The 13,152-nt window shown below is 62.1% G+C and carries 12 protein-coding genes; all 12 read left to right on the forward strand.

Features of this window, described 5'->3' with window-relative positions; all coding sequences use genetic code 11:
- Positions 1-273: DUF4115 domain-containing protein (locus tag JaAD80_RS20045; RefSeq protein WP_146012445.1), on the forward strand; the 273-nt coding region annotated here is incomplete at its 5' end.
- A gap of 38 nt (positions 274-311) precedes the next feature.
- Complete coding sequence (gene ispG / locus JaAD80_RS20050; protein WP_102296625.1) at positions 312-1,586, forward strand: flavodoxin-dependent (E)-4-hydroxy-3-methylbut-2-enyl-diphosphate synthase; 1,275 nt, start codon at positions 312-314, stop codon at positions 1,584-1,586.
- An 86-nt stretch (positions 1,587-1,672) separates the two neighbouring features.
- Positions 1,673-3,034 (forward strand): histidine--tRNA ligase, encoded by a 1,362-nt coding sequence (gene hisS / locus JaAD80_RS20055; protein WP_102296627.1) that lies wholly within the window; start codon positions 1,673-1,675, stop codon positions 3,032-3,034.
- Between the two features lie 53 nt (positions 3,035-3,087).
- Positions 3,088-3,756, forward strand: a complete 669-nt coding sequence (locus JaAD80_RS20060; RefSeq protein ID WP_102296628.1) for a tetratricopeptide repeat protein — start codon at positions 3,088-3,090, stop codon at positions 3,754-3,756.
- Between the two features lie 78 nt (positions 3,757-3,834).
- Positions 3,835-4,980 (forward strand): outer membrane protein assembly factor BamB, encoded by a 1,146-nt coding sequence (gene bamB / locus JaAD80_RS20065; protein ID WP_102296630.1) that lies wholly within the window; start codon positions 3,835-3,837, stop codon positions 4,978-4,980.
- A gap of 5 nt (positions 4,981-4,985) precedes the next feature.
- Positions 4,986-6,332: a ribosome biogenesis GTPase Der gene (gene der / locus JaAD80_RS20070; RefSeq protein ID WP_070221915.1), complete on the forward strand. Its 1,347-nt coding sequence runs from the start codon at positions 4,986-4,988 to the stop codon at positions 6,330-6,332.
- A gap of 256 nt (positions 6,333-6,588) precedes the next feature.
- Positions 6,589-6,825 (forward strand): RNA chaperone Hfq, encoded by a 237-nt coding sequence (gene hfq / locus JaAD80_RS20075; protein WP_008450615.1) that lies wholly within the window; start codon positions 6,589-6,591, stop codon positions 6,823-6,825.
- A gap of 114 nt (positions 6,826-6,939) precedes the next feature.
- Positions 6,940-8,163 (forward strand): GTPase HflX, encoded by a 1,224-nt coding sequence (gene hflX, locus JaAD80_RS20080; protein WP_102296631.1) that lies wholly within the window; start codon positions 6,940-6,942, stop codon positions 8,161-8,163.
- A 2-nt stretch (positions 8,164-8,165) separates the two neighbouring features.
- Entirely contained in the window at positions 8,166-9,461 is a 1,296-nt protein-coding gene (gene hflK, locus JaAD80_RS20085; protein ID WP_102296633.1) for an FtsH protease activity modulator HflK, read from the forward strand.
- Positions 9,461-10,348: a protease modulator HflC gene (gene hflC, locus JaAD80_RS20090; RefSeq protein WP_102296635.1), complete on the forward strand. Its 888-nt coding sequence runs from the start codon at positions 9,461-9,463 to the stop codon at positions 10,346-10,348. The genes hflK and hflC overlap by 1 nt, the downstream gene beginning before the upstream one ends.
- 268 nt (positions 10,349-10,616) lie before the next feature.
- Positions 10,617-11,777: an ATP phosphoribosyltransferase regulatory subunit gene (locus JaAD80_RS20095; protein ID WP_102296637.1), complete on the forward strand. Its 1,161-nt coding sequence runs from the start codon at positions 10,617-10,619 to the stop codon at positions 11,775-11,777.
- Positions 11,778-11,780: 3 nt separating this feature from the next.
- Entirely contained in the window at positions 11,781-13,094 is a 1,314-nt protein-coding gene (locus tag JaAD80_RS20100; RefSeq protein WP_034752021.1) for an adenylosuccinate synthase, read from the forward strand.
- The last annotated feature ends 58 nt before the right edge of the window (positions 13,095-13,152 follow it).

A 13,152-nucleotide genomic window follows, 5' to 3' on the forward strand; every position in this document is an offset into this window, starting at 1 on the left:
GCCGTCACGCCGCCTGTTGCGGCCGCGGCCGTGGGCGCGAACGCGCTGGTGCTGAAGGTGGAGCAGGATTCCTGGGTGGAAATTCGCCGCCCCGGCACCTCGCCGCTGATTTCGCGCATGGTCAAGGCGGGCAGCACGGAAACGTTCGATATCACGGGCCCTGCCACCCTGGTGGTGGGCAAGCCTGGCGTGGTGCAGGCCACCTTGCGCGGTGCCAAGCTGGACTTGCCGACTGTTCCGGGCGGCACGATTTCCCGTGTCAGCATCAAATAATTGCAGTAACCGTTCAAGCAAACTCAGAAGATAATATTATGGCTACCTCGAAAACAGCGATCGGCTCCGGTCCATCCGACCGGCGCGACAGCCGCAAGGTGCTGATCGCGCACGGCCAGCGCCAGATCTGGGTGGGCGGCGACGCCCCCGTGGTGGTGCAGTCGATGACGAACACGGATACGGCCGACGCCATCGGCACGGCGATCCAGATCAAGGAACTGGCGCGTGCCGGCTCCGAGCTGGTGCGCCTGACGGTGGACCGTCCGGAAGCGGCCGCGGCCGTGCCGTATATCCGCGAGCAGCTCGACAAGATGGATATCGACGTGCCGCTGGTGGGCGACTTCCATTACAACGGCCATACCCTGCTTAACGACTACCCCGATTGCGCGCGCGCGCTGTCGAAGTACCGCATCAATCCGGGCAACGTGGGCAAGGGTGCCAAGCGCGACACGCAATTTGCGCAAATGATCGAAGCGGCCTGCCGCTACGACAAGCCGGTGCGCATCGGCGTGAACTGGGGCAGCCTGGACCAGGCCTTGCTGGCGCGCATCATGGACGAAAACGCGGTCCGCGCCGAACCGTGGCCGGCGCAAGCCGTCATGTACGAGGCGCTGGTGACGTCGGCGATTGAAAACGCCGTGCGCGCCGAAGAGTTGGGCCTGGGCCGCGACAAGATCATCCTGTCGTGCAAGGTCTCGGGCGTGCAGGACCTGATCGCCGTGTACCGCGAACTGGCGCAGCGCTGCGACTATCCGCTGCACCTGGGCCTGACGGAAGCGGGCATGGGCAGCAAGGGCATCGTCGCCTCGACGGCGGCCCTGGCCGTCTTGCTGCAGGAAGGCATCGGCGACACCATCCGCATTTCGCTCACGCCGGAGCCGGGCGGCGACCGCACGCGCGAAGTCATCGTCGGCCAGGAAATCCTGCAAACCATGGGCTTGCGCAAGTTCGCGCCCATGGTCATCGCCTGCCCTGGTTGCGGCCGCACGACGTCGACCACTTTCCAGGAACTGGCCGACAACATCCAGACCTATCTGCGCGAGCAGATGCCGGAATGGAAGAAATCGTATCCGGGCGTGGAAGCGATGAACGTGGCCGTCATGGGCTGCATCGTCAACGGCCCGGGCGAATCGAAGCATGCGAACATCGGCATCAGCCTGCCCGGCACGGGCGAGTCGCCGGCCGCGCCCGTGTTTGTCGACGGCGAAAAAGTCGTCACCCTGCGCGGCGAGCGCATCGTCGAGGAATTCCAGGACATCGTCCTCAATTATGTTAAAAGCCATTATGGCAAGACCGCACCGGTTGCCGCGTAATCGGTCGGGCAGGTCGGATTGGCGCTACGCGCGTCATCCGACAACGTAGATACAGCAACAAGCAAAGAACAGCAAAGAAGAACACTATGTCCGAAAATAAAAAAGCAGATAAGATCACCGGCGTGAAGGGCATGAACGATGTCCTGCCGGCCGACGCCCCGCTGTGGGAGTTGTTTGAAAACACGGCGCAATCCGTGCTGCAAAGCTACGGCTTCCAGCAGATCCGCACGCCGATCGTGGAAGAAACGAAATTGTTCGCGCGCGCCATCGGCGCCGTGACCGATATCGTGGAAAAGGAAATGTATTCGTTCACCGATTCGATGAACGGCGACAACCTGACCCTGCGCCCTGAAGGCACGGCCGGCGTGGTGCGCGCCGTCGTCGAGCACAACCTCGTCTACGAAGGGCCGAAGCGCCTGTGGTACAAGGGCCAGATGTTCCGCCACGAGCGTCCACAGAAGGGCCGCTACCGCCAGTTCCACCAGTTCGGCGCGGAAGCCATTGGCTTTACTGGCCCGGACATCGACGCCGAGCTGATCATGATGACCCGCCGCCTGTGGGATGACCTGGGCCTGGAAGGCATCCGCCTGGAACTCAATTCGATCGGCGATGCGGCCGAGCGCCTGCGCCACCGCGCCGACCTGATCACCTACCTGGAAGGCCACGGCGAGCTGCTCGACGAAGAAGCCAAGCGCCGCCTGCACAGCAATCCGCTGCGCATCCTCGACACCAAGAACCCTGCCATGCAGGACCTGGTCAATGGCGCGCCCAAGCTGCTGGACTACCTGGGCGAGGAATCGCTGGCGCATTTCCACGGCGTGCAGAAGATCCTGAACCACAACAATATTCCGTTCACCGTCAATCCACGCCTGGTGCGCGGCCTCGATTACTACAACCGCACGGTGTTCGAGTGGGTCAGCGACAAGCTGGGCGCGCAAGGCACGGTCTGCGCCGGTGGCCGCTATGACGGCATGGTGGAAATGTTCGGCGGCAAATCGACGCCCGCTGTCGGTTTCGGCATGGGCGTCGAACGCCTGGTGCTGCTGATGAAGGATGCGGCCGAGCCAGAGCAGCCGGCGCAGTGCGACGTCTACCTGGTGCACCAGGGCGAGCAGGCCGGCCTGCAAGCTTTCGTGCTGGCCGAGCGGATTCGCGATGCGGGCCTGGACGTTGTGCTACATTGCGCAGCGAGCAACGGTGGCGGCAGCTTCAAGACGCAAATGAAAAAGGCCGATGCCAGCGGCGCGGCGTTTGCCGTGATCCTGGGCGACGATGAAATCGCTAACAACGTCGCCACGGTGAAAGCCATGCGCGAAGCCGATGCGGGCGCGCAGCAGAACACGGTGCCGTTCGACGATGTCGTCGACTACGTGGTCGACCAGATCATCGGCGACCATGATTGCGGCCATGACCACGGTCCTGGCGGCCACGTGCATCACCACCACTGATTTGAAGCAACACAGTTGTACCCTCGATCAACTACTCATTAAAACTGACGACCATGGCATACGATCACGAAGAACAAGAACAACTGGCAACCCTCAAGGCCTGGTGGCAGCGCAATGGCAATCTGACCTCCTGGGTCCTGATCGTGGCGCTGGCAGGTTATAGCGGCTGGGCTGGCTGGCAGTACTACCAGCGCACCCAGGCGGCGCAAGCGGGCCAGTTGTACGATGAATTGCAAAACGCCATCGCCGCCAAGGATACGGCCAAGGTCATGCGCGCGGCCGGCGACATGCAGTCGCGCTTCGGCGGCACGGCCTACGCGCAGATGAGCGCCCTGGCCGCGGCCAAGGTAGCCTTCGACGCGAACGACCTGAAAACGGCGAAGACCCAGCTGCAATGGGTGGCCGAGCATGGCACGGAAGAGTACAAGGCCATCGCCAAGCTGCGCCTGGCCGGTGTCTTGCTGGATGAAAAAGCCTACGACGAAGCACTGAAAGTGCTGGCGACGGCTTCCGTGCCGCAATTTGCCGGTGCCGTGGCGGACCGCAAGGGCGACATCCTGGTGGCGCAAAACAAGCTGGCCGATGCCCGCACGGCCTACCTGGCCGCGATAGCCGCGACGGACAAGAACAATCCAGGCCGTCAATTGATCCAGGTCAAGCTGGAATCGATCGGCGGTACGGTGCCGGAAGACAAGGCCAAGGCTGACAAGGCCGCCGCCTGATAGAGCCGGTTGCGCTGCGCGGCCCCTGCGCCGCCGGCCTCACCGTTACAAGTACAAGAAAAAGGTTGGATAACACTTATGCGTGTCACTGAAAAGCTGGTAGCTGCAAGCCTGTTGGCCCTGATGGCGGGTTGCTCCTCGTGGAACCCGTTTGCCTCGAAAGATCCGAAAGTCGAACCGGCCAAACTGGTCGAGTTAAAATCGAGCATCGCCGTGCGCGATGCCTGGAAATATTCGATCGGCAAGGCGGGCGTGTATGCGTTCACGCCGGCACTGGCTGGCGGCAGCCTGTACGTGGTCAACGCCGATGGCGCGCTGGCGCGCCTGGATGCGGCCAGCGGCCGTGAAACCTGGCGCATCAAGGCGGGCAGCGATATCACCTCGAGCGCCGGCAGCGATGGCACGGTGGTGGCAGTCGGCGCCGCCAAGGGCGCCGTGCTGGCGTTTGACGCCGATGGCAAGCAGCTGTGGAAAGCACAGGCGTCCAGTGAAGTGCTGACGCCGCCAGTGGTCAGCCAGGGCGTGGTGGTGGTGCGCAGCGTCGACAACCGCATCGTCGGCTTCGACGCCAAGACGGGCGAGCGCAAGTGGACCGTCCAGCGCGCCACGCCGGCATTGACCCTGCGCAATGCGCCGGGCATGGTGCTGGGCGGCACGAACGTATATGTGGCCCAGCCGGGCGGCAAGCTGCTGGCCCTGACGGCCGCGACCGGTGTGGTACGCTGGGAGATCGTCGTCAGCGAACCGCGCGGCGCTACCGAACTGGAGCGTGTCTCCGATATCGCCGGCACGCCGGTGGTGTTCGAGGGCGAAGTGTGCGCCGTGACGTACCAGGGCAAGGTTGGCTGCTTCGATGCGGCCACGGGCGTGCCACGCTGGAACAAGCCATTGTCGTCCGATGTGGGCGTGGCGGTGGACCAGCGTTTCGTCTTTGCCGCCGATGACCAGGGCGCCGTCCTGGCGTTCAGCCGCGATGGCGGGCAGAGCGCCTGGAAGAATGACGCGCTGGCACGCCGCCGCCTGTCGACGCCAGCGTCGTTCGGCCGCAGCGTCGCCGTCGGCGACTATCAAGGTTACATCCACTTCCTGTCACGGGAAGATGGCGCATTAATAGGTCGGGTCAGCACCGACGGCAGCCCGATTGTTTCGGCTCCCGTTGTTGCCGGTTCGAATTTGATTTTTCAAACCCAATCAGGGACAGTGACCGCTCTCGCGGTCGAGTAATACAAATGAAGCCGGTAATTGCACTAGTAGGTCGACCCAATGTTGGGAAATCGACTTTATTCAATCGTCTGACCCGCTCGCGCGATGCGCTGGTGGCGGATTTGCCTGGGTTGACGCGCGATCGTCACTATGGCGAAGGCCGTGTCGGCGAACGTCCCTTCCTGGTCATCGATACGGGTGGTTTCGAACCCGTCGCCAAGGAAGGCATCATGCACCAGATGGCACTGCAGACCAAGCAGGCCGTGGCCGAGGCCGACGTGGTGGTATTCATCGTGGACGGCCGCCAGGGCCTGACCCCGCATGACAAGACCATCGTCGACTTCCTGCGCAAGAGCGGTCGTCCGGTCTTGTTGGTGGTCAACAAAAGCGAAGGCATGCGCTATACGGCCGTCGTGTCCGAATTCTATGAATTGGGCATGGGCGATCCGTATGCGATCTCGTCGGCGCACGGCGACGGCGTCAACGACCTCGTCGAAGTGATGCTGGACCTGGCGTTCGCGCAGCGTCCGGATGAGCCTGAAGAGCTGGAAAAGACCGACCGCGGCATCAAGATCGCCCTGGTCGGCCGTCCGAACGTGGGCAAGTCGACCTTGATCAACACCCTGCTGGGCGAAGAGCGCGTGATCGCCTTCGACATGCCGGGCACGACGCGCGATTCGATCGAGATTCCGTTCGAGCGCGATGGCCAGCAATACACGCTGATCGACACGGCCGGTATCCGCCGCCGTGGCAAGGTGTTTGAAGCGATCGAGAAATTCTCGGTGGTGAAAACCCTGCAGTCAATTTCCGAAGCCAACGTGGTGGTGCTGATGCTTGACGCGCAGCAGGATATTTCCGAGCAGGACGCGCATATCGCCGGCTTCATCCTGGAATCGGGCCGCGCGCTGGTGGTGGCCGTGAACAAATGGGATGGCCTGCAATCGCACCAGCGCGACGAGATCAAGATCGATATCGACCGCAAGCTCGATTTCCTGTCGTTCGCGCAGATGCATTTCATTTCCGCGCTGAAGGGCACCAACATCGGTCCGCTGATGAAGTCGCTCAACGCCGCCTATGCGGCCGCCATGTGCGACCTGTCGACACCGAAGCTGACGCGCGCCCTGATCGAGGCCGTGGAGAAGCAGGAGCCGCGCCGCAAGGGTTCGATTCGTCCGAAGCTGCGCTATGCCCACCAGGGCGGCATGAATCCGCCTGTGATCGTTATTCACGGCAATGCGCTCGACGCCGTCGGCGATCCGTACAAGCGCTATCTGGAAAAACATTTCCGCGATACCTTTGCGCTGGTCGGTACGCCATTGCGCATCGAGTTGCGCACGGGTAAAAACCCGTTCGCACGCACGCCGAGCAAGTAACGGCAAGCAGCTAATGATTTAGCAGCTGGATTAAGTGCATATTAAGGCGCCGCAGAGATAATGCGGCGCCGACAGCCAATAATATGGCGATTTGCACGAAAATAATAAAGTGTTAATGCGCCATGCGCGACAGCGATCGCGAAAACAGGTTACAGTAGCTGTGATGCATCTTTCTCTCTCTGAAAGGTGTGAGAGCACTTGAAATCAAGCGAGTCGCCTCCAATTCTTACACAACAACATAAACAACGGAGCTGTTATGAGCAACAAAGGGCAACTGTTACAAGACCCATTCCTCAATGCATTACGCAAAGAGCATGTTCCTGTCTCGATTTACCTGGTCAATGGCATTAAATTGCAGGGCCATATCGAATCGTTCGATCAATACGTCGTATTGCTGCGCAATACGGTGACACAGATGGTGTACAAGCATGCCATCTCGACAGTGGTGCCGGCCCGTGCCGTCAATCTCAATATTGAATCTGAAGCGGAGTAAAGCGTTGAGCTTGACGGCCCAGCGCCTTTCACCCTCCATCGCTCCCGTCCGCGCCAGCGGCGCTGATGCGTTTGCATCGGCGTCGGCGTCCGCTTCAACTTGCCTGTTCCCATCATGCGCGCGGCACTAGTCGGGGTTGACTTCGGTCACAGCGACTTCGCCGCCAGCATGGAGGAACTCATGCTGTTGTCGCGTTCGGCCGGCGCGGACCCGATTTCCACCATCACGGCCAAGCGTTCCAGTCCCGATTCCGCGTATTTTGTCGGCAGCGGCAAGGCGGACGAAATTGGCGACGCCGTCGTCAATGATGGCCTGGAAATCGTCATCTTCAATCACGCCCTTTCACCTGCCCAGCAGCGCAATCTGGAAAAGCGCCTGAATGTGCGCGTGCTCGACCGTACCAGCCTGATCCTCGACATCTTCGCGCAGCGCGCCAAGAGCCACGAGGGCAAGCTGCAGGTCGAGCTGGCCCAGCTGCAGCATCTGGCCACGCGCCTGATCCGCGGCTGGACCCACCTGGAGCGGCAAAAGGGCGGTATCGGCTTGCGCGGTCCCGGCGAGACGCAGCTTGAAACGGACCGCCGGCTGATCGGCGACCGCGTCAAGGCACTGCGCGCGCGCCTGGAAAAACTGCACAAGCAGCGCGAAACGCAGCGCCGCGCGCGCGGGCGCAATCACACATTTTCCGTGTCCCTGGTCGGCTATACCAATGCCGGCAAGTCGACCCTGTTCAATGCCGTGACCAAGGCCGGCGTGTATGTCGCCGACCAGTTGTTCGCCACGTTGGACACCACCTCGCGCCGGGTTTACCTGGGCCAGGAAGTGGGCAATGTGGTGATCTCCGACACGGTCGGTTTCGTGCGCGAATTGCCGCACCAGCTGGTGGCGGCTTTCCGCGCCACGCTCGAAGAAACCATCCATGCCGATCTGCTGCTGCACGTCGTCGACGCCTCGTCGCCGGTGCGCATGGAGCAGATCGAGCAGGTCAACCTGGTCTTGAAAGAGATCGGCGCCGATCATATTCCGCAGATACTCGTGTGGAACAAGATCGATGCGGCCGGGCTGGAGCCTTCGGTGGAGCGCGACGAATATGCTACGATCAGTCGCGTGTTCGTCAGTGCGCAAAAGGGCAGCGGTCTCGACCTGCTGCGTGATGCAATTGTCGAGATGGCCAAGAAAGCGCCGGGCTCGGCTCACCTCTATCAGAACGGCGACGCGCAGTTGCAGGACGATCAGCTGATTGATCTGCCCGAGCAGCACGATGACGCCGCGGACCAGGCCGAAGAGCCTGGCGAGGACGATAGGTTTTCCACCCACTCCCAAGTCGGAACACGATAGTTATGCTTGTCTCCCTACTCAAAAAAACAGGCTTGAAGTTGTCCCTGAACGACCCCCGCTGGGGCAATCGCAAGGACGACGGCAAGAAAGCCCAAGAAGGCAAAAAGCCCGGCGAAGGTCCGCCGGACCTCGACCAGTTATGGCGCGATTTCAATCAGCGCCTGAACGCCTTTTTCGGACAGAAGAACCGTCCCGACAACGGCGGCAATAACAACGGCGGCGGCAGCGGCCCGCGTCCCGACATGAAGGGTGCCGGCATCACCGCGGGCGTGGTCGGCGTGATCGCCGTGCTGATCTGGCTTGCCAGCGGCGCCTTCATCGTGCAAGAGGGTCAGAGCGGCGTCGTGCTGACGTTCGGCAAATACACGCGCACCACGCCGGCCGGTTTCAACTGGCGCTGGCCTTACCCGTTCCAGACCGATGAAACCGTCAACGTGTCGCAGGTGCGCACGGTGGAAGTGGGCTACCGCCAGTCGCTGCGCAACAAGCAGGCCAGCGAATCGCTGATGCTGACGGACGATGAAAACATCATCGACATCCAGTTCGCGGTGCAGTACACCCTGAAAGATCCTGTCGAATGGCTGTTCAGCGTGCGCGACCAGGAAGACACCTTGCGCCAGGTCGCCGAAACGGCGATCCGCGAAGTGGTCGGTCGCAGCAAGATGGACTTCGTGCTGTATGAAGGACGCGAGAAAGTCGCGTACGAAACGCAGCAGCTGATGCAGCAGATCCTCGACCGCTACAAGGTCGGCGTCTTCATCAACAACGTGACGATGCAGGCCGTGCAGCCGCCGGAGCAGGTGCAAGCCGCCTTCGACGATGCCGTCAAGGCGGGCCAGGACCGTGAACGCCAGAAGAATGAAGGCCAGGCTTACGCCAACGACGTCATTCCGAAAGCGCGCGGCGCGGCATTCCGCCTGATGCAGGAAGCCGAAGCGTACCGTTCCCTGGTGACCGAGAACGCCGAAGGTAATGCTTCGCGCTTCAAGCAGGTGCTGGTCGAGTACCAGAAGGCGCCGGCCGTCACGCGTGACCGCATGTACCTGGAGACCATGCAGCAAGTGTTCAGCAGTGCCAGCAAGGTCATGGTGGACGCCAAGACGGGCAGCAACCTGCTGTATCTGCCGCTCGACAAGTTGATCGCCCAGCAGGCGGCGTCGGACGCTTCGGCCGCGGCAGCGCGCGCCGCAGCGGCCGCACCCGCCGCCAATACCGTAATGCCACAGGAAGCCATGCAGACAGTAGAAGTCAATTCGCGTCGCGACAGCCGCTCTTCGCGTGAACGGGAGAGCCGCTAATGAACCGTATCGTCGCCGCCCTGATCGCGGGCTTTATCGCGATCATGCTCTTGTCCTCGACCGTGTTCGTCGTCGACCAGCGTAAATACGCCATCGTCTTCGCCCTGGGCGAGGTCAAGGAAGTGATCAGCGAACCTGGCTTGTACTTCAAGCTGCCGCCGCCGTTCCAGAACGTCATGTACCTGGACAAGCGCGTGCTGACCATCGACACGCCGGAACCCGAGCGTTTCATCACGGCCGAGAAGAAAAACATCCTCGTCGACGCCTTCGTGAAATGGCGCATCTCCGATCCACGGCTGTATTTCCGCAGCTTTGGCGGCGATGAAAGCCGCGCCCGCAACCGCATGTCGCAAATCGTCAAGGCTGCACTGAACGATGAAATCACCAAGCGCACGGTGCGCGAAGTGATCTCGGGCCAGCGCGGCAAGGTGATGGAAGCCATCCTGGCGAAGGTCGCGGCGGAAGCCAAGTCGATCGGCGTGGGCATCGTCGATGTGCGCCTGAAACGCGTCGACTACGTCGAGCAGATCAACAACTCGGTGTACGACCGCATGAAGTCCGAGCGCGTGCGCGTGGCCAATGAGCTGCGTTCGACCGGTTCGGCCGACTCCGAGAAAATCCGCGCCGACGCCGACAAGCAGCGCACGGTGATCCTGGCCGAAGCCTACCGCGAAGCCGAGAAGATCCGCGGCGAGGGCGATGCCAAGGCATCGCAGGTGTATGCGGAAGCGTTTGGCCGCAATCCGGAGTTCTACAAGTTTTACCGTAGCCTGGAAGCCTACCGCGCCACCTTCAAGGACAAGGGCGACGTGATGGTGGTCGACCCAAGCTCGGAATTCTTCAAGTACTTCAAGGGCAACGGCACGGCCGCGCCGTCGAAGAAGTAAGGCAGCATCCAGACCGTCCCGGCCCGCAAGGGCAGGGCGGCGGAAGCGGGGCCGGCGTGAATGCCGGCCCCGTTTTTTTGTGCCCGACAGGTTGTCGCGGGAGGGCGTAAAATGCGGTGTTTTTAGGGCTGCGCGGCAGCAAATCGGAGAACTTATCCCTAAAGGCCCGTGTTTTCGCGTAAAATATCAGGTTCGGCCTCTTGCCTGGCGCGCCCGCCGCTGCCTCGCATGATGCATTTTTCAACTTTCTTCCGTATCTCGCTCCCTCATGCCGAATTGGCTTTTGCCCGAAAATATTGCCGATGTTCTGCCGTCGGAAGCGCGCAAGATCGAAGAGCTGCGCCGCCTCATGCTGGACAATTTCCGTCTGTACGGATATGAACTGGTGATGCCGCCGCTGCTCGAGTATCTGGAATCGCTGATGACCGGCGCCGGCAAGGATACCGACCTGCGCACGTTCAAGCTGGTCGACCAGCTGTCCGGCCGCATGCTTGGCCTGCGCGCCGACATGACCACGCAAGTGGCGCGCATCGACGCCCACCTGCTGAACCGTGCCACCGTGACGCGCCTGTGCTACGCCGGCAGCGTGCTGCATACCCGTCCATCGGGCTTGCACGCCACCCGCGAGCCGCTGCAGATCGGCGCCGAAATCTATGGCCACGCCGGCCTGGAGGCGGACGCCGAGATCCAGGAACTGGCGCTGGCCTCGCTGGCACTGGCCGGTTTCGACAGCGTGCGCCTGGATTTGTCGCACGTCGGCCTGTTGCGCGCTATCATTGCGCAAGACGCCGCCGCCGTGCGCGACGAAGCTGCCCTGTACACCCTGCTGCGCGCGAAAGATGCGCCTGGCTTGCGCGCCCTGACCGCATCTTACGATGCCGTGACGCGCGATGCGCTGCTGGCCTTGCCCGGCCTGTACGGCGACATCGACGTGCTGGCGCGGGCGCGCGAAGTGCTGCCGCCGTTGCCGGGCGTGCTGAAGGCGCTGGCCGAACTGGCCGCGCTCGCAGGCTCCGCCCTGGGCCGCGCCGAAGTGGCGATCGACCTGGCCGACCTGCGCGGCTACCAATATGAAAGTGGCGCGATGTTTGCGCTGTATGTACCTGGCTTGCCGAACGCGGTTGCGCGCGGCGGCCGTTATGACCACGTCGGCGAAGCGTTCGGCCGGGCACGTCCCGCGACCGGCTTCTCGCTCGATTTGCGCGAACTGGCGCGCCTGCTCCCAACGGCGGAACGGAAGCATTCGATCCGCGCCCCATGGGGCAGCGCGCCAGAATTGAAGGAAAAAATCGCCGAGTTGCGCAAGGCGGGCGAGGTCGTGATCCAGAGTATGCCGGGTCACAGTAATGAACAAGACGAGTTCGAGTGCGATCGCGTGCTGGTACTTGCCGATAATGGTAGTAGCTGGATTCTTAAAAACTTAGGTTAAGTGATGTCAAAGAAAATTATGGCAAAGAACGTCGTTGTCATCGGCACCCAATGGGGCGATGAAGGTAAAGGCAAGATCGTCGATTGGTTGACCGATCACGCCCAAGGTGTGGTGCGCTTCCAGGGCGGCCACAATGCAGGCCACACGCTGGTCATCGGTGGCGTGAAAACCGCGCTGCAGCTGATCCCGTCGGGCATCATGCGTCCAGGCGTTGCCTGCTACATCGGTAATGGCGTGGTCGTTTCCGTGCCGGACGTGCTGCGCGAAATCGACAAGCTGGAAGCCGTCGGCGTCGAAGTCGCCTCGCGCCTGAAAGTGTCGGACGCCGCGCCCGTGATCCTGCCTTACCACACCGCGATCGACCTGGCGCGTGAAGCCAAGCGTGGCGATGCGAAGATCGGCACCACCGGCAAGGGCATCGGCCCGGCCTACGAAGACAAGGTGGCGCGCCGCGCCATCCGCATTGCCGACCTGCTGAACGAGAAGCGCTTTGCCGAAAAGCTGGCGGAAAACCTCGATTACCATAACTTCGTGCTGGAAAACTACCTGAAAGCACCGAAGGTCGACTATCAGAAGACCCTCGACGACGCGCTGGCCTATGTGCCGCGCCTGCGTCCGATGGTTACCGACGTGTCGAGCGCGCTGTACAAGGCGCACAAGGCCGGCGCCAACCTGCTGTTCGAAGGCGCGCAAGGTTCCCTGCTCGACGTCGACCACGGCACCTATCCATTCGTCACCTCGTCGAACTGCGTGGCCGGCAATGCCGCCGCCGGTTCGGGCGTGGGTCCTGGCATGCTGCACTACATCATGGGCATCACCAAGGCCTACACGACGCGCGTCGGCTCCGGCCCGTTCCCGTCGGAACTGCCGACGGATGCGGGCGTCGGCCACCACCTGGCGCAAGTCGGCCATGAATTCGGCACCGTGACGGGCCGTGCCCGCCGCTGCGGCTGGTTCGATGCCGCCTTGCTGCGCCGCTCGGTGCAGATCAACGGCGTGACGGGCATGTGCCTGACCAAGCTGGATGTGCTCGACGGTATCGAAACGCTGAAGCTGTGCACCGGCTACACCATCGACGGCGTGGCCACGGACATCTTCCCGTCGGGCGCTGAAGAAGCCGCCCGTTGCGTGCCGGTGTACGAAGAGATGCCGGGCTGGACGGAAAGCACCGTCGGCGCGAAATCGCTGGCGGCCCTGCCAGCAACGGCGCGCGCTTACATCAAGCGCATCGAAGAACTGGTCGGCGTACCGGTGGACATGGTTTCGACCGGTCCGGATCGTGAAGAAACGATCGTGCTGCGTCACCCATTCGAATAAGCTGCTGGACTCAATCCGCCGCAAGGCGGATTTTTTTAATCAAGCCAATAACAAGATT

This window comes from Janthinobacterium sp. AD80 (genome assembly GCF_002878455.1).
Lineage (GTDB): Bacteria > Pseudomonadota > Gammaproteobacteria > Burkholderiales > Burkholderiaceae_D > Janthinobacterium.

Excerpts from the sequence above, each read along its gene's own strand:
- hflK (WP_102296633.1), top strand. The coding sequence starts at position 8,166 with ATGCTTGTCTCCCTACTCAAAAAAACAGGCTTGAAGTTGTCCCTGAAC.
- hfq (WP_008450615.1), top strand. The coding sequence starts at position 6,589 with ATGAGCAACAAAGGGCAACTGTTACAAGACCCATTCCTCAATGCATTA.
- JaAD80_RS20060 (WP_102296628.1), top strand. The coding sequence starts at position 3,088 with ATGGCATACGATCACGAAGAACAAGAACAACTGGCAACCCTCAAGGCC.
- hisS (WP_102296627.1), top strand. The coding sequence starts at position 1,673 with ATGTCCGAAAATAAAAAAGCAGATAAGATCACCGGCGTGAAGGGCATG.
- JaAD80_RS20100 (WP_034752021.1), top strand. The coding sequence starts at position 11,781 with ATGTCAAAGAAAATTATGGCAAAGAACGTCGTTGTCATCGGCACCCAA.
- ispG (WP_102296625.1), top strand. The coding sequence starts at position 312 with ATGGCTACCTCGAAAACAGCGATCGGCTCCGGTCCATCCGACCGGCGC.
- hflC (WP_102296635.1), top strand. The coding sequence starts at position 9,461 with ATGAACCGTATCGTCGCCGCCCTGATCGCGGGCTTTATCGCGATCATG.
- JaAD80_RS20095 (WP_102296637.1), top strand. The coding sequence starts at position 10,617 with ATGCCGAATTGGCTTTTGCCCGAAAATATTGCCGATGTTCTGCCGTCG.
- bamB (WP_102296630.1), top strand. The coding sequence starts at position 3,835 with ATGCGTGTCACTGAAAAGCTGGTAGCTGCAAGCCTGTTGGCCCTGATG.
- der (WP_070221915.1), top strand. The coding sequence starts at position 4,986 with ATGAAGCCGGTAATTGCACTAGTAGGTCGACCCAATGTTGGGAAATCG.
- hflX (WP_102296631.1), top strand. The coding sequence starts at position 6,940 with ATGCGCGCGGCACTAGTCGGGGTTGACTTCGGTCACAGCGACTTCGCC.